The organism is Bacillus sp. FSL P4-0248, from assembly GCF_038593305.1.
Taxonomy (GTDB): domain Bacteria; phylum Bacillota; class Bacilli; order Bacillales; family Bacillaceae; genus Bacillus; species Bacillus safensis.
Genome location: NZ_CP151983.1, coordinates 2621515 through 2638024, shown reverse-complemented (window position 1 = coordinate 2638024; position 16510 = coordinate 2621515). Strand labels below are relative to the sequence as shown.

Sequence of the window (16510 nt, the reverse complement as noted above, 5' to 3'; positions counted from 1 at the left end):
TCAGCGAAAATAATGAAAAATCATGACCAAAAATGCTGGTTACATGGTATCATAATAACAATGAAAACGACAGCTTCCGCATACATAAAAGCAGGTCACATTGATACGTGTGATCAAATGATAGAAAGCGCACAAATACTTTCTTGAAAAAACATACATAAAACCGTGAATGGATGGTATTGGAAAACATACGATCCTGCTTATAAAAAAACAAATGCAAAGCGGACACGAAAGGGTTCTCAGGTCTACTCGGGACACTTTTACCCTGACATCACTTAGATCACAACAAGGGGGCTCATTATGGAGTTAATCATCGGTTTAATTGTCATTTTGCTTGCTTTGTTTTCAGTCGGTTATTTCCTGCGAAAAAATATATATAAAGAGATTGACCGATTGGAAGCATGGAAAATTGAAATTTTAAACAGATCAATTGTAGAAGAAATTTCAAAGATCAAACATTTAAAAATGACCGGAGAAACAGAGCAATTTTTTGAAAGATGGCGTGCAGAGTGGGACGATATCGTCACAGCCCATCTTCCAAAGGTAGAGGAGCTATTATATGATGCAGAAGAGTATTCTGATAAATATCGATTCTCCAAAGCCAAGCAGGTTCTTACGCACATTGAGGACTTGCTGAGTGCTGCTGATTCGAACATTGAAGACATTTTAAAAGAGATTGCAGACCTTGTCACAAGCGAGGAGCAAAATCGCAAGGACATTGAAAAGGTCAAAGAACAATATCAAACAGTTCGAAAAAATCTGCTTGCGTACAGCCATTTATACGGCACCCTTTATGACAAAATGGAGCAGGACTTAGATGAAGCCTGGGAAGGGATCAAGCAGTACGAAGAAGAGACAGAAAACGGCAACTATATGAAAGCAAGAAAGATTTTGCTTGAGCAAGACCGCAGACTCGATCAGCTTCAGCTGTATATCAATGATGTACCGAAGCTCATTGCAGACTGTAAACAAACCGTACCAGGCCAGCTGACGAAGCTGAAAGACGGATATAAAGAAATGACAGACAAAGGCTACAAGCTCGAGCACATCCAGATCACTAAAGAGCTTGAGAACTTAAACAAACAGCTGACCCGTGCGGAAAAACTACTGATTGATGAACTCAATCTGGAAGAAGCATCAAGCATTTTGCAAATGATTGATGATGCCATTCAGACGCTGTATGATCAGCTGGAAGCGGAAGTAGAAGCAGGTCAGGAAATCAAAAGTAAAATGCCTGAGCTGACGGAAGCATTTGAAAAGCTCGAGCAGGATCACACCCAAACCAAGGCAGAAACAGCTCTTGTAAAAGAAAGCTACAAACTGACAGCCGGAGAGCTTGATCAACAGAAGGCGTTCGAAAAACGCTTAGAAGAAATTGAAAAGCTCATGAAACAAATTCGCGAGAAGCTTGATCGTGATCATGTCGCATATTCACTATTAATGAATGAAATCAATCAGCTTGAGACCTTTATCGATGATGCAAAAACATTGCATGATACATTTAAGGATCATCTTCAATCATTAAGAAAAGAAGAGCTGCAAGCGAGAGAAACACTGGCTGAGCTCAAAACGATGCTGACAGATACAGTGCGTCAGCTGCAAAAAAGCAATATTCCAGGTGTACCTGCTGACATGAAAGAGCAGGCTGAAAAAGCGCAGGAGATGATTCAGCAAGTGCACGAGCAGCTGGAGAACCTGCCGCTCAACATGCCAGCTGTGAATGAGCAATTAAAAGAAGCCTCTGACATAGTGAGACATGCTGTGAATGAGACGGAAGAAATGCTCACTAAAGTGGATCAAATTGAACGAATCATTCAATATGGCAATCGTTTTAGAAGCCAAAATCATATTCTTTCAGAACAACTAAAAGAGGCAGAGCGAAGATTTTATGCGTATGATTATAATGGCTCATTTGATGTAGCAGCCTCAGCTGTTGAAAAAGCATCACCTGGAGCCGTTCAGAAGCTATTAGCTCAGCACGAAAAAGAATATCAGCATCAATAAAAAAGCTGAAGTCCATTGATAGGACTTCAGCTTTTTTTGTATTATGATGCCTGTTTCTGGCGTTCTTCTGAAGCAGAAGAAGTGAAAAGTGAGATCACGAACCCAATGGCGACCCCAAGTATCGCAGGGACAAGCCAGCCAATGCCAAGGTCATAAAAAGGCAGCACTGTTTGGAAAATGTCTTTTACTGGACCGATTGGAAGCTTTGCTGCTGCTAAGCCGTCAAATAAGCTGATGCACCCTGTTAAAATTAACGAGAGGACATATACTGGTCTTCTATGTCCAAGCCATTTATCAGCAAGTGATAGAACGATGATCACAATCGCCAGCGGATAAATCGCTGTTAAGACTGGAACAGAGAAAGCAACAATATGAGCAAGTCCAAAGTTAGAAATGATGAAACTAAATAATGTAACAAGTGTCACGACCATTTTATAAGAAAGTTTAGGAAGTAACTTTGAGAAATACTCTCCGCATGATGTGACAAGACCGATACTTGTTGTTAAACAAGCGACTGTGATGGCAGCACCTAACACAATATTTCCTAGACTGCCGAAAAGGAACTGAGAAGACTGAGCTAAGATTTTGCTTCCATCTCCAACGAATCCAATGGCATGTGTACTAGAAGCGCCTAGATACGCAAGCGACAGGTAAACGAAGGTTAATCCAGCAGCTGCAATCAAACCCGCTTTGATACAAGCAGAAGCCAGTGCCTTTTTGCTTGTCACACCGCGTCCTTTAATCGCGTTGATGACAACAATTCCAAATACAATAGAAGCAAGAGCATCCATCGTTTTATAGCCCTCTAAAAATCCTTTGAAAAACGATCCGTTGCTATAAGATACATCTGGTGTACCAATCACGCCCATCGGCGTCAAAATGGCTTTTACAATGATAATAAAAATAATCGTAAATTTAATCGGTGTTAAAATTTTACCTACACGATCCACGATTTTCGTTGGATTTAAAGCAAGGTAATACGTAATACCAAAAAAGACGAGTGTAAATAAAAGCAGAGACAGCCAAGCTGGTACGCTTGATAAAAATGGTAATGCGCCAATCTCATACGAAACCGTTCCTGTACGCGGAATAGCGAAAAGCGGCCCAATGGATAAATATAAAATAACGGTAAATGCTGTTCCAAACACTGGGTGAGCCTTATCCGCAAGTCCTTTTGCATCACGTCCTGTAATAGCGATCGCAATAATACCTAGTAGAGGTAAACCGACACCTGTTAATAAAAATCCGCCCATTGCTTTCCATACATTTGTTCCGGCATATTGCCCAAGCTCTGGTGGATAAATCATATTTCCGGCGCCGAAGAATAAAGCAAATAACATAAAACCTATAATAATCGTATCTTTCGTCGACAATGTTGCCTTCATTGAATATAAAGCCTCCAATATTATGTTGAAATATTCTGTTAATTAGCTGCTAAAACGGTTCTTCATTAACATTCACTAATTATAAAGGATGTACGCCTGATGTCAACATGTGTTTTCATACAAAAGTCATGAATTTTTCTATTTTAGTATATGAAGAACATAAAAAAACATCCCTTTCTCTTATGGAAAGGGATGTTTTTAGTTTTGATGCTTGATTAAGCAGGCTGTTTAGGTGGACTCGTAAACAAAGAAATAAGAAGACCAATAATGGCTCCAAGTACGGCAGGGATGGCCCAGCCGATCCCAAGTTTGTATAAAGGAACAGTAGCTTCTAAAATTTTATTTAATCCGCCAAGAGGAATCTTCGCTGCCACTAACCCGTCGATTACGGCAAAGATACCTGTAAAAATGAGTGAAGCGATATAAATAATCCGTCTTCCGTTGATCCAGCGATCAAGAAAAGATAAGAGAATGATCACGATGGCTAACGGATAAATCGCAACAAGAACCGGAACAGAGAGCGAAATAATTTGTGCCAGTCCAAGGTTTGCTACAACTGTACTGAATAAAGATACAACTAAAACAACTGTACGATAAGAAAAGCGTGGAAATAGTGAAGAAAAATATTCCCCACAGGATGAAACCAGTCCAATACTTGTGGTCAAACATGCAAATAAAATCGCAGCCCCTAGCACAATATTACCAGCAGAACCAAATAAAAAGTTCGCCGCAAGCGAAAGGAGTTTTCCGCCTTCATTTGCCCCGACCATGCCTGTAGCCTCAGGACTTGACGCTCCGACATAAGCGAGTGATATGTACACAAGAGCTAGTCCAGCAGCTGCGACAAGCCCAGCTTTAATACAGGCTGCGGCAATCGATTTACGATCTGTCATACCGCGCTCTTTCACAGCCGTGACAACGACAATTCCGAAAACGATCGAAGCAAGAGCATCCATCGTTTTGTAGCCTTCTAAAAAGCCGGTAAACAGCGGGCTTCCTTCATAGGTTGGATGCGGACTGCCAATTCCACCCATTGGTGTCGCGATCGCTTTGATCACAATTAAAGCAATGACAGCGAGTAAAATTGGTGTTAAAATTTTACCGATTCGGTCAACGAGTTTCGATGGATTTAAAGCAAGAGCATAAGTAATGCCGAAAAAAGCAATCGAAAACAAGAATAATGGAATCCATGATTCAGACTGCGCTTCAGTCAGAAACGGCGCCAGCCCAATTTCATAAGAAACCGTTCCAGTACGTGGGATCGCAAAGAAAGGCCCAATGGATAAATATAAAATGACGGTGAAAATGGTACCGAATGTTGGATGAGCTTTGTCAGCAAGCCCTTTTGCACCAGTTCCTGTCAGGGCAACGGCGATGACACCTAAGAGCGGAAGTCCAACTCCTGTCAGTAAAAATCCACCGATCGCAAGCCATACGTTTTCACCTGCGTACTGTCCAAGTACAGGAGGGAATATCATATTGCCTGCGCCGAAAAAGAGTGCAAACAACATTAAGCCGATGGCTAATGTGTCTGTTTGACTTAACTTATTATTCATAAGGTTATCCCCCTATTATTTTATTTTTCCGCCATGTTTAAATATTCTGTCAATTTAGGAAAAAATATGACAATGGCACTATGCATGATATAGTGAATTGATGAGGTTGTCAATATACCGCTTTATATTGAAATAAAAGGGAATTCGGATCATATTAGTTAAACGCAAGAGGATAAGGAGTTTCGCCATGATGTATCTTGATAATAGTGCAACCACAAAACCGTACCCTGAGGTTTTACAAGTATATCAGCAAGTGAGTGAACGTTATTTTGGAAATCCATCTTCGCTTCATCAGCTCGGAATTGATGCAAGCCGGCTGTTAAATGAAACGAGAAAACAAATGCTTCACTACACGGGCTTGAAACAATATGAGATTATTTTTACTTCTGGTGCAACAGAAGCGAATAACATTGCCATTAAAGGGGCAGCACTTGCCAAAATGAACCGGGGCAAGCATATTGTGACCACAGCAATTGAGCATCCTTCTGTTATTGAATCGTTTGAACAGCTGAAGGCGTTATTTGGCTTTGACATCTCCTATATTCAAGTAAATGAGCATGGCCATGCAGATATGACTCATTTAAAAGAAGTGCTTCGCCCTGATACAGTGCTTGTCAGCATGATGCACGTCAATAACGAAACCGGTGCCATCCAGCCAATTGAAGAAGCTGCTGGCATTATTCGCGAGCATGCCGAAAACGCACTTTTCCATGTCGACGGGGTGCAGGGAATGTGCAAGGTAGCACTCAATAAACAGCTGGATGTAGACCTTTTGACGATGTCAGGCCATAAAATTCATGGTTTAAAAGGCACTGGAGCACTCTTTTTAAAGAAAGATGTCACTCTCGCCCCTTTCATTACTGGGGGAGAGCAGGAATTAGGACTTCGTTCAGGTACTGAAAACCCTGCTGGAGCTGTCAGCTTAGCAAAAGCCATGAAACAATCATTTGAACAGCTTGACAAGTATCATGATGAGATGCTGAACTTAAAAACGCAGCTGCAAAAACAGCTTGGAGACATAGAAGGTATTGTGATGAACACACCGCAGGCGCTAAGTGCGCCGCACATTGTGAATTTTTCAGTGCCGGGTATTCAAATTGAGGTCCTCCTCCATATGCTTGAAAAAGAAGGCATATATGTTTCTACAACCTCTGCCTGCTCAGCTAAGAAAAAAGAGCCAAGCCGTGTCCTGCTGGCAATGGGAAAACCAGAGGAAGTAGCCAAAAGCAGTATGAGAATCAGCTTGACGTATGGACTAGGACCAGAGCTAACGCCGCAAATCATCACATCGATCGCACAAAGTGTGAAAAAATTAAAAGGAATGAGATAACAGCATGAAATATGATCATATTTTAGTCCGTTTTGGTGAGATCTCAACAAAAGGGAAGAATAGAAAGAAATTTATTGAAAAACTAAGACAGCACATTCGGTTCGTCTTAAAGGATTTTGAAGCATTAAAGGTTGCATCTGATAGAGACCGCATCACGATTATGCTGAACGGAGAAGACCCTGAACCAATTTCAGAACAGCTCAAAAGTGTATTTGGCATTCAGAGCTTTAGTCTTGCGGTTAAATGTGAGACGAATCTAGATGCGATTAAAGAAGCGGCACTAACAGCGGTACAGGAAGTGTATGAACAAGGAAATACATTTAAAGTCTCAACGAAACGCTCTTATAAACAATTTGAACTTGATTCAAATGAAATGAACCGTGAAATTGGCGGACATGTTCTAAGGAATACGGAAAACTTAACGGTCAATGTGAAACAGCCGGATGTGCATTTACGCATAGAAATCAGAGAGAACGCAACGTACATTACATTTAAAGATGTTAAAGGTGCAGGCGGCCTGCCGGTCGGTTCTAGCGGAAGAGCGATGCTCATGCTTTCCGGCGGCTTTGACAGCCCGGTTGCCGGCTATCAAGCAATGAAACGCGGAATTGAAATTGAAGCTGTGCATTTCTTTAGTCCGCCGTATACAAGTGAACGTGCCAAACAAAAGGTCATTGATCTTGCAGAATGCCTGGCAGCATATGGAGGCGAAGTGAAGCTTCACATCGTACCTTTTACAAAAATTCAAGAGCTGATTCACAAACAAGTACCTGAAAACTATACGATGACATCAACAAGAAGAATGATGCTGAAAATAGCTGACAAAATAAGAGAAAAGCGCGATGCCCTTGCGATTATTACCGGAGAAAGCCTTGGTCAAGTGGCAAGTCAGACACTTGAAAGCATGTATGCCATTAACCATGTGACCAATACACCAATCATCCGCCCGCTCATTGCTGTCGATAAAAATGACATTATTGATGAAGCGAGAAGAATTGGCACATACGATACAAGCATTCAGCCTTTCGAGGATTGCTGTACGATCTTTACGCCGCCGTCCCCTAAAACAAAACCAAAGCTTGAGAAGGTAGAACGCTACGAAAGCTTTGCTGATTTCGAGCCGATGCTGGACGAGGCAGTAGAGCAAATTGAAACAATTATTGTGACAAATGAAAAGAAAGCAGCAGACGAATTCGCTGATTTATTCTAAAACGAAAATTTCATAATAATTACCATAAAATCAATCGCATGAAGTCATGTGTTTCTACACATTCTATATTCACAAGGAGGTGAGAACACATGGCTCAACAAAACAGACAAAGCAGTTCTAACCAATTACTAGTACCAGGCGCTGCACAAGCTATCGACCAAATGAAGTACGAAATCGCTTCTGAATTTGGTGTAAACCTTGGTGCAGAAACTACATCTCGCGCTAACGGATCAGTTGGTGGAGAAATCACTAAGCGTCTTGTATCTTACGCTCAACAACATATGGGTGGCGGATCTTTCTAAGACACACAATTTAAAAGCTATGGCTTATGAGCGGGATCCTTCCCGCTCTTTTCTTTTTGTACATATAAATAGTTAGAATATTTTTAAAAAAGAAGACGGATGAAAAAAATTATGGCATAATACTAGGAGTAGGTCCTAATTCAAGCATTTTTCAGTTATGAGTGTTAAAATAGGTAAATTGAAACATGTTTCGTTTCATAAGAAAGAGGCTAAAAGGAGCTGTACCATGAAAAGAGAAGACTTAATTGCACCAGAACAATATAACTTAGTCAGCGAGATTGAAGCGTTCAGTCATGACAAGGAGAAAATGGCCCTGCACTGGCAGGATGGCAATGGCCACGAAGCGCATGTGACGTATGCAGCATTAGTGGAAGAGGCAAATAAAATTGGACATGTTTTATTAAAAGCAGGCTTCAAAAAAGGCGATAAAATCATTGTGATGGTGCCGCGCATGCTCGAGGCATACAGCATTTATTTAGCGATTTTGAAAACAGGAATGGTCGTGATTCCTTGTTCAGAAATGCTGCGTGCAAAAGATATAGATTATCGAATTGAACATGCAGAAGCAAAGGGAGCGATCGTTTACTCTTCATTCATTCAATCGTTCGACGGAACCAAACAGCCAAACGATTTTAAAACATTCTCAATCGGTGAAAACGATCATGGCTGGAGAAACATTCTAGCGCAAAAAGAAGAGCAATCAAACGAACTTGAATTGGCAGATACAAAGCGCACAGACATGGCGTTTTTATCCTACACATCAGGTACAACAGGGAACCCAAAAGGGGTTGTTCATACACACGGATGGGCGTATGCACATTTACGCACAGCTGCAAAAGCATGGCTCTCCATTAGTGAAGGAGATAAAGTATGGGCAACAGCAGGACCAGGCTGGCAAAAATGGGTGTGGAGCCCCCTCTTATCTGTGTTAGGAAGTGGAGCAGAAGGCTTTGTGTATGGAGGGAAATTCAATCCAAATACATACTTAGAGCTGCTTCAAAAAAATGAAATCAATGTCCTATGCTGTACACCGACAGAATACCGCTTTATGGCAAAAGTAGATGATTTAAGTCAGTACGAGCTGCCAAAGCTGCATAGTGCTGTTTCTGCGGGAGAGCCGCTGAACCGTGAAGTCATTGATACATTCAAAAAGCATTTCGATATAGAAGTACGAGACGGCTATGGCCAAACTGAAAGCACACTGCTCGTAGGGGTGCTAAAAGGAATGGACATCAAGCCAGGCAGTATGGGAAAACCAACCCCTGGCAACGAAGTAGATATCATTGATGAGGATGGAAACGTCTGCGCACCTGGAGAAATTGGTGACATTGCGGTCCATCTTGAAACGCCGGCTTTATTTAAGGAATACTATAAAGACGAAGAGCGTACAAAGGCGCAGCGCCGCGGAAATTACTTTATTACGGGTGACCGCGCGAAAAAAGACGAAGATGGGTACTTCTGGTTTGAAAGCCGCAGAGATGACATCATTGTCAGCTCAGGCTATACAATTGGACCGTTTGAAGTAGAGGATGCGCTGATCAAGCATCCAGCAGTGAAGGAATGTGCAGTTGTGGCAAGCCCGGATGAAATCAGAGGATCAATCGTGAAAGCATACGTCGTCCTTCGTGATGGAACTGTGCAAAGTGATGAATTGATCAAAGAGCTGCAAACACATGTGAAAAACACAACAGCACCATACAAATACCCAAGAGAAATCGAATTCATTGACGAACTGCCAAAAACACCGTCAGCGAAAATTCGCCGTGTAGAGCTGAGAGAAAGAGAGCTTGCACGAAAAAGTCAATCATAAAGAAGTGAGAAGCGTATGGATGGAAGCATCCAGCGCTTTTTTGTATGGAAAATCAAATTCGTTGAAAGTGAGCATAATGTTTTATGTTAAAATGTGTAGGAATTTCTGAAAAAGGAGAATGTTAGTAGATGTCCATTGCGATCATTCATGGAATTGTACTTGCCTTTGGTCTCATTTTACCTTTGGGCGCACAAAATGTATTTGTATTTCAACAAGGAGCGCTGCAGCCTCGATTATATCGAGCATTGCCTGTCGTCATCACGGCTGCTCTTTGTGACACACTTTTAATTGCTTTAGCTGTCATAGGTGTTTCTGTTGTGGTGTTTACCATTCCAGTGCTGCAAATCGGTCTTTATATCATTGGTTTTTGTTTTTTAGTTTATATGGGATGGTCTGTATGGAACACAAGCTCATCAGCAGGGGATCAAGAGAAGCAGAAATTAATGCCTGCAAGAAAACAAATTTTATTTGCTTGTTCAGTTTCTCTTTTAAATCCCCACGCGATTCTCGATACGATTGGTGTCATTGGTACGAATTCGCTGCAATATAGCGGCGCAGAAAAGCTGGCGTTTACACTTGCCTGTATCATCGTGTCCTGGTTATGGTTTATTGGGCTCGCCCTTTTAGGGAAGATGTTAGGAAAGTTAGATACAAACGGCAAATGGATGAACCGTATTAATAAGGCTTCAGCGGTCATGATCTGGCTGGTTGCGTTATACATTGCGTATCAATTGATTGTGTAAAGATACATAGAGAATTAAACAAAGAAGCGTTTGGACGTAATGATCCTGCGCTTTTTTTATGTTGGAAGTGTAGCAGTCTTACAATATATCGGAATCAAACCTATGAAATTCTTTGAGTTTGGGATGGTCGAAAGAACTATTTCAGAAACGTCTGCTCTTCATATGTTGAGATAAGTCACTTTTCTTCTAATTTGATCCTGTTCTGTTTTAAAATGACATTGAGACGGGGTCACTCATCCTCGTCATTTGAAAAGGGGGATATGGATGAAAAAAACATTGTTTAAAGATGCAGCTCTTTTAACACTGGATCCATCTTTAGGTTTTCTTGAAAAGGGAGATTTATTAATTGAAGGGAAACATATTTTAGAAGTTGGACCTTCAATTGAAGTAAGTGATGCTGACATTGTTGATGCATCTGATATGGTCATCATGCCAGGTCTTGTAGATACACATCGGCATGTGTGGCAGTCTGTCATCCGGGGCATAGGAACAGATTGGTCTTTGCAGACATATTTGAGCAAAATCTATTATGGCAACTATGGAGCGATGAGACGCCCATCCGACGATCGAATCGCCAATTATTTAGGGGCATTAGAGGCTTTAGATGCAGGTGTGACCACGTTTTTAGACTGGACGATGATCAATTCAATGGATCATACAGAAGAGCTCATTGAAGGATTAAAAGATGCGGGCATACGAGCTGTTTTTGCTTTTGGGTCCTCTGGAGATGCTGAATATTGGGATAGAGAGAGTACGCTCACCAATATGGAGGACGCAGCACGTGTGAAAAAAGCACATTTTCAATCATCAGATCAGCTTTTAACAATGGGACTTGCGATTCGTGGACCAGAGTTTTCTTCATGGGAGACGTCGGTATTTGAAATTGAAACAGCCCGGTCTCTAGATGCTCTATGCAGTATGCACATCGGCTTTGGGAATTGGGGAGCGGAGGATCGATCGATTGAGCGGCTTCACAAAGCAGGGTTACTCGGACCGGATTTGAACATGGTGCATATTAATGCAATAGATGCGGATCAAATGAAGATGCTGGCAGACAGCGGAAGCTCCATATCCATTACCCCTGAAATTGAAATGATGATGGGTCACGGTTATCCTGTCACAGGACTTGCGATTGCACAAGGTGTTCTTCCAACGCTCGGTGTAGACGTAGTGACAGCGACAGGAGGAGATTTGTTTGCCCAAATGAAATTCGGACTTCAAGCAGAGCGCGCGATCCAAAATCAATCGTTGTTAATGGATGGGATCATGCCGGGGCCTGAACTTGGGCTGTCTGCTCATCAAATGCTTGAAGCTGCGACGATCAATGGGGCTCGTGCATTACAGCTCGATCATAAAATTGGGTCGCTTACACCTGGGAAAGAAGCTGATTTCATCCTAATCGACCGGACAAGCATGAATCTTCTGCCGATGACAGATCCGGCTGGCGCGGTTGTCCAAACGGCACACCCTTCAAATGTTGATTCTGTTTATGTGGCTGGGAAAGCAGTGAAACGAAACGGAAAGCTTGTTGATGTGAACCTAGAAGAGGTCAAACGAAAAGCTTATGCAGCAAGAGACCATATTTTATCACACAAGTTTGAATCAACACCTTCGTAAATAAAATAACCCCATAGGCGATGCCTATGGGGAATTGTTTACAAGGATTCTTTGATGACCTTTTTATAATATTGGACAGACAGAAATCCGAAGACAGAATAGAGGGCAGTGTAAATCGACATGACGATGAGCATTGGAGTCCACAATTCTCCACCGAACAAAAACCAGCCTGATTGTACAGCAAAGTAGCTGTGCAGCAATCCGATGATGAGCGGAATCCCAAAGTTAAACAGCTGTTTAAGCCGGATGCCTTTTAATAGATCCTTCTCAGTAAAACCAAGCTTACGTAAGATCGTGTAGGAGCTTTGTTCCTCTTCACTTTCATTCATTTGTTTAAAGTATAAAATACAGCCTGATGTGACAAGGAAGCTGAGACCTAAAAATCCGACCACAAACATCATCAGTCCTATTGTTTGTTTTTGCTGCTGAGCTGAAGCTAATTGAGACATGCTTTTGTCACTTAGTTTTAAAGATGTAAACACGCTATTTGCTTGTTCAAGATTTTTATCATCTTTTATATTGACTGCGTTATATTGGCTATTCTTAAGCTGCAGCTTTGAATCTTTCTGCTTGTCGAGCTGCTCAAAAACATTTTGACTCACGACGGCAACAGGCAGACCGCCAAAAGTGAAGTTGTAAGAAATGAGATAATCTTTCTTCATATCCATGACTTTCAAATCAACAGGCTTTTTGATGAGAAGTTTCACATTGCCTGAGCTTTGAATCGGCATGAATTTCTTTAATAGATCACTGTAGCCGCTTAAAATCACTTCGCTTTTCTCCACATGAATATTTGGTGCGTTTTTCTCACTGATCACAGGCAGTGTCAATACGCCTGGATCATTATTCATATTTTTCAACTCTGAATCCATGATTTTTTTCGCATCAAATTTTGCTTGAATCACTTTGACCTGCTTTTGATCATAAGCAATATGTTTGTCAGAAAGTGCACGAGTGAAGGTTGCTGCTTCTTTTTCTGAGCCCATGACGAAATGAGCTGGAATTTGCTGCTCAGCGGTTTTTTCTGCTGAGTAATAGGAAATGTAGCTAAGAGCCAGCAAACCGATGGCAAGTGCAGATACGGTTGTAATAATCGTTAAAAGCAGTGCATTTGATTTTAGCCGGAACATAATGGATGACAAAGATAACACTTCGTGAATGGCGAGATAGCCATTTTTTCTTTTGCGTACGATATTGGCAATGAAAGAAACAGAGCCTTTGTAAAAAAGAAAGGTACCGATGATGACAGAGGCTAAAATATAAATCATGGCTAAAAGTAACTCAAGCATCGACGTATATGACCCGGTAAAAAGCTTAGAAGAAATATAATAGCCTGAGCTGATCAGGACAATACCGAAAACCCCAATGATGATTTCAAACACAGAGATCTTTTTCACACGCTGTTCTGTCGAAGATGTTGTTCTAAACAAAGATAAAATCGTCTGTCTATTAATAAACCATCTATTTCTTAACATGATTAATCCATAGATGATGAAAAAGACGATAAGTGTCTGTAAAAGGGCCATGCCTGAAAAGTGCAGGTTGGCGATGGCGCTGACGCCGGTTACTTTAAATAGCACCATCAGCATGAGTTTTGAACCGATAAATCCAGCTATGATGCCAACACCCATGGAGAATACGTATAGAATAAAATTTTCTGCATTAAGCAGTTTGGCAATTTTTTGTTTCGTCATGCCAATGAGCTGAAGGAGGCCTATTTCTCTTCCTCTGCGTTTAATAAAAATGCTGTTCGCATATAACAGGAAGATCCCAACAATGGCAATGAGTAGTACAGAAGCGGCTTTGATCGCCGCACCGCCCTTAATGGAGCCTTTTACATCATCAAGTGCTGGTGAGTACTGCAAGGTGACAAAGGAAAAATAGAGCGCGACACTAAACACGAGAGCAAACACATACAAATAGTAATTCTTCAAATTTTTCTTCAGGTTACGGAAGATGAGCTGATTAATGTTCATGCTTCACACCGCCTAAGACACCTTGCGTTTTCATAATATCCTCGAAAAACATTTTTCTTTCTAAAGCGCCTTTATTCAACTGTGTATAAATCTGTCCATCCTTGATAAAAATGACGCGGCTTGAATAGCTGGCTGCGACAGGATCATGTGTCACCATCACAATGGTCGCTTTTCGTTTACGATTGAAATCTTGCAGCTTGTTGAGCAGGTCAGATGCAGATTTTGAATCAAGTGCGCCTGTAGGTTCATCAGCGAAAATAAGACTTGGTTCATGAATGAAGGCACGAACCGCCGATGTCCGCTGCTTTTGTCCACCAGAGAGTTCATTCGGGTATTTGTCTCTTAGTTCATAAATCCCCATGTCTTCTGCGAGCTGCTGAAAACGTTCAAAAGCTTCTTTTTTTGGTGTTTTGGAGATGGATAAAGGCAAAAGAATATTTTCTTTGACCGTGAGTGTATCAAGTAAATTATAATCTTGAAAAACAAAGCCAAGCTGCTTTTTTCTAAATTCCGCAAGCTGCTGATCCTTCATTTGCGTCATCTCAGCATCTGCAATACGAATGGATCCGCTGGACACATGATCGATAGACGACAATACGTTCAGAAGGGTTGTTTTCCCCGAGCCTGATGGCCCCATGATACTGACAAATTCCCCGGCTTCAATGGTCAAATCAATACCGCTCAGCACCTCTTGTTTGTTGAATTTATTTCCATAGCTTTTATAAATTTTGCGAGCTTCTAAAATGTTCATTTGCTGAACCCCTTTTTCTTTTAATTGATATCTCTAGTATAAAAAGAAGCCTGCTAGACGTCCTTCGATTTGGCGAACAAAATAGACGAGCATGTGACATTGTTGTCACATGCTCGCAATATGAACAAAATCATTCTTTTTCGGAAAGATGAAGGTGAAGGTTGTACCTTGATCTATCGTGGAGTTGACCTCGATCGTGATATGAAGAGCGTCTGCTCCTTTTTTCGTTAAATAGAGCCCCATTCCCGTTGAGGCGGTGTCATTGTGATGTCTTGTTGAGGTAAAGCCTTTTTCAAAAATACGAGAGATGTCTCTTGGATCAATTCCTCTGCCTTGATCTGTGATCGTCAGCATGACTTTTTCATCTATTTGCTTGCTTTCAATGACAATATCGGAAGAATGGCTGTATTTGACTGCATTTGTGAGTACCTGTCTGATCATAAAGGATAACCATTTTATATCACTTAATACGGTACGTTCCTCCAGCGTCAGCTCAAAGCCGATTCCTTTTTGCATACACCAGGATTGGAGCGCTTTGATTTCTTTCGCTATGATGCTTTGCAGGTCCAGCTTTTCAATGAATAAATCATTTTCGATATGACGTACTCTGCTTTGGTGCAGCTGGGCATCAAGTAATAAATGGATTCTGAGCCACTCATACGTCATATTTGATTTCAGCTGCTGATCTGTTAAGCGGTCAATCATTAAGCGCATCGCTGTAAGCGGTGTTTTGACCTCATGTATCCAAGAGAGCAATTCATCTTTTTCTTCTTCAAGAGCGATTTTCTGCTCTGCTGCCATCCGCCGGTAGCGTGCAATTTGCTCTGACGTCGCATCATGGATGAGCTGCTCAAATGGGGAAGAGGGGATTAGCCGCATTTGATGTTCAATGTCATCATCCCATTCTTTGAGCCTCTCATAATAAGCCGTTTCTTTTCGATATCGAAAAAAGAGAAAGACAATCATGAGAAATGTAGACAATAGCACAATATAAAAAAGAGAAGCGATTGGAATGGTCGTATCCAAATAAGCAACAAACAGAATGAGGAGCTGCAAACTAAGAAAGAAAAGAATCCAGCTTCTTCGTTCTTTTAAAAATGCTTGCAGCATCATTGATCATCCTTTTCCTTTGCAAGATAGCCTTGACCCACTTTTGTCTCAATGAAGGCACCAAGGGAGATCTCGTCTAGTTTTTTTCTGAGGCGGTTGACGTTTACAGTCAGTGTGTTGTCACTGACAAAACGTTCATCCTCCCACAATGCTTGAATGAGTGATTCACGGCTGACGATATGATTTTTATGCTGAATCAATTCCTTGAGAATAAATAACTCATTTTTCGTTAATTCAACCTCACCATGATCATTTGTTACGGTGTTTTTTTCTAGGTCAATCGCAGCGCCGCACCATACCTTTAGGCTGGCCTGTTCTGCATTATAATCATGCACGCGGCGAAGAACAGCACTAATTTTGGCAATGAGCACGTCAAAGTGGAAGGGCTTTTGCACAAAATCATCGGCTCCGAGCTGCATCGACATGACCATATCAGCAGGGTGGTCTCTTGAGGAGAGGAAGATGATCGGAACATTTGAATGATGCCGAATCATCCGGCACCAGTGAAAGCCATCGTATTTTGGCAGCTGTATATCAATAATGACGAGATCAGGCTGGACAGACGTGAATTCCTGCAGCACCTGATGAAAATCTTGAATCCCATAGACATCATAGGACCAGTTGACTAGACGTTCTTTGATTTCTTGGAAGAGGGTTGTATCATCTTCAATCAGTAGAATCTTAAACAAAATCAGCACCACACTTTTTGTATTCGC

The 16510-nt window shown here is 41.4% G+C and carries 13 protein-coding genes; 7 read left to right on the top strand and 6 right to left on the bottom strand.

What is annotated here, in order from left to right; genetic code table 11:
* Positions 1 to 300 precede the first annotated feature (300 nt).
* Positions 301 to 2004, top strand: a complete 1704-nt coding sequence (ezrA, locus tag NST65_RS13525; RefSeq protein ID WP_111926309.1) for a septation ring formation regulator EzrA — start codon at positions 301 to 303, stop codon at positions 2002 to 2004.
* A gap of 41 nt (positions 2005 to 2045) precedes the next feature.
* On the opposite strand, the gene brnQ (NST65_RS13520) is transcribed toward ezrA, so the two are convergent.
* Both brnQ (NST65_RS13520) and brnQ (NST65_RS13515) read right to left on the bottom strand, forming a co-directional pair.
* Entirely contained in the window at positions 2046 to 3389 is a 1344-nt protein-coding gene (gene brnQ, locus NST65_RS13520) for a branched-chain amino acid transport system II carrier protein (protein ID WP_081124671.1), read from the bottom strand.
* A 215-nt stretch (positions 3390 to 3604) separates the two neighbouring features.
* Positions 3605 to 4945 carry a branched-chain amino acid transport system II carrier protein gene (brnQ, locus tag NST65_RS13515; RefSeq protein WP_111926311.1) on the bottom strand — a complete coding sequence of 447 codons (1341 nt, stop codon included), beginning with the start codon at positions 4943 to 4945 and terminating at the stop codon, positions 3605 to 3607.
* A gap of 187 nt (positions 4946 to 5132) precedes the next feature.
* Here brnQ (NST65_RS13515) and NST65_RS13510 point away from each other — a divergent pair, with 187 nt between their 5' ends.
* From NST65_RS13510 to NST65_RS13485, 6 genes are all read left to right on the top strand, one after another.
* Positions 5133 to 6275: a cysteine desulfurase family protein gene (locus tag NST65_RS13510; protein WP_111926313.1), complete on the top strand. Its 1143-nt coding sequence runs from the start codon at positions 5133 to 5135 to the stop codon at positions 6273 to 6275.
* 4 nt (positions 6276 to 6279) lie between these two features.
* Positions 6280 to 7485, top strand: a complete 1206-nt coding sequence (gene thiI / locus NST65_RS13505) for a tRNA uracil 4-sulfurtransferase ThiI (protein WP_034279564.1) — start codon at positions 6280 to 6282, stop codon at positions 7483 to 7485.
* A gap of 89 nt (positions 7486 to 7574) precedes the next feature.
* Positions 7575 to 7787: an alpha/beta-type small acid-soluble spore protein gene (locus NST65_RS13500; protein ID WP_024424829.1), complete on the top strand. Its 213-nt coding sequence runs from the start codon at positions 7575 to 7577 to the stop codon at positions 7785 to 7787.
* Positions 7788 to 8013: 226 nt separating this feature from the next.
* Positions 8014 to 9597, top strand: coding sequence for an acyl--CoA ligase (locus NST65_RS13495; RefSeq protein ID WP_342488996.1), 1584 nt, complete (start codon positions 8014 to 8016; stop codon positions 9595 to 9597).
* 128 nt (positions 9598 to 9725) lie between these two features.
* The gene (locus NST65_RS13490) at positions 9726 to 10340 is read left to right on the top strand and encodes a LysE/ArgO family amino acid transporter (protein ID WP_034279570.1); all 615 of its coding nucleotides are present in this window, start codon (positions 9726 to 9728) and stop codon (positions 10338 to 10340) included.
* A 264-nt stretch (positions 10341 to 10604) separates the two neighbouring features.
* Entirely contained in the window at positions 10605 to 11957 is a 1353-nt protein-coding gene (locus tag NST65_RS13485) for an amidohydrolase family protein (RefSeq protein WP_342488994.1), read from the top strand.
* A 38-nt stretch (positions 11958 to 11995) separates the two neighbouring features.
* Here NST65_RS13485 and NST65_RS13480 read toward each other — a convergent pair whose 3' ends face one another.
* The 4 genes from NST65_RS13480 to NST65_RS13465 all read right to left on the bottom strand — a co-directional run bounded on the left by NST65_RS13480 (position 11996) and on the right by NST65_RS13465 (position 16483).
* Complete coding sequence (locus NST65_RS13480; RefSeq protein ID WP_342488993.1) at positions 11996 to 13933, bottom strand: ABC transporter permease; 1938 nt, start codon at positions 13931 to 13933, stop codon at positions 11996 to 11998.
* The gene (locus NST65_RS13475) at positions 13923 to 14684 is read right to left on the bottom strand and encodes an ABC transporter ATP-binding protein (protein ID WP_024426158.1); all 762 of its coding nucleotides are present in this window, start codon (positions 14682 to 14684) and stop codon (positions 13923 to 13925) included. Before NST65_RS13475 ends, NST65_RS13480 begins: the two co-directional genes overlap by 11 nt.
* 105 nt (positions 14685 to 14789) lie before the next feature.
* Entirely contained in the window at positions 14790 to 15794 is a 1005-nt protein-coding gene (locus NST65_RS13470) for a sensor histidine kinase (RefSeq protein ID WP_111926325.1), read from the bottom strand.
* On the bottom strand, positions 15794 to 16483 hold the full coding sequence (locus tag NST65_RS13465) for a response regulator transcription factor (RefSeq protein WP_081125290.1): 690 nt from the start codon (positions 16481 to 16483) through the stop codon (positions 15794 to 15796). The genes NST65_RS13470 and NST65_RS13465 overlap by 1 nt, the downstream gene beginning before the upstream one ends.
* Positions 16484 to 16510: the final 27 nt, after the last annotated feature.

What these genes read in the sequence shown, in the direction of transcription:
- ezrA (WP_111926309.1), top strand. Translation starts at nt 301, where the DNA reads ATGGAGTTAATCATCGGTTTAATTGTCATTTTGCTTGCTTTGTTTTCA.
- brnQ (WP_081124671.1), bottom strand. Translation starts at nt 3,389, where the DNA reads ATGAAGGCAACATTGTCGACGAAAGATACGATTATTATAGGTTTTATG.
- brnQ (WP_111926311.1), bottom strand. Translation starts at nt 4,945, where the DNA reads ATGAATAATAAGTTAAGTCAAACAGACACATTAGCCATCGGCTTAATG.
- NST65_RS13510 (WP_111926313.1), top strand. Translation starts at nt 5,133, where the DNA reads ATGATGTATCTTGATAATAGTGCAACCACAAAACCGTACCCTGAGGTT.
- thiI (WP_034279564.1), top strand. Translation starts at nt 6,280, where the DNA reads ATGAAATATGATCATATTTTAGTCCGTTTTGGTGAGATCTCAACAAAA.
- NST65_RS13500 (WP_024424829.1), top strand. Translation starts at nt 7,575, where the DNA reads ATGGCTCAACAAAACAGACAAAGCAGTTCTAACCAATTACTAGTACCA.
- NST65_RS13495 (WP_342488996.1), top strand. Translation starts at nt 8,014, where the DNA reads ATGAAAAGAGAAGACTTAATTGCACCAGAACAATATAACTTAGTCAGC.
- NST65_RS13490 (WP_034279570.1), top strand. Translation starts at nt 9,726, where the DNA reads ATGTCCATTGCGATCATTCATGGAATTGTACTTGCCTTTGGTCTCATT.
- NST65_RS13485 (WP_342488994.1), top strand. Translation starts at nt 10,605, where the DNA reads ATGAAAAAAACATTGTTTAAAGATGCAGCTCTTTTAACACTGGATCCA.
- NST65_RS13480 (WP_342488993.1), bottom strand. Translation starts at nt 13,933, where the DNA reads ATGAACATTAATCAGCTCATCTTCCGTAACCTGAAGAAAAATTTGAAG.
- NST65_RS13475 (WP_024426158.1), bottom strand. Translation starts at nt 14,684, where the DNA reads ATGAACATTTTAGAAGCTCGCAAAATTTATAAAAGCTATGGAAATAAA.
- NST65_RS13470 (WP_111926325.1), bottom strand. Translation starts at nt 15,794, where the DNA reads ATGCTGCAAGCATTTTTAAAAGAACGAAGAAGCTGGATTCTTTTCTTT.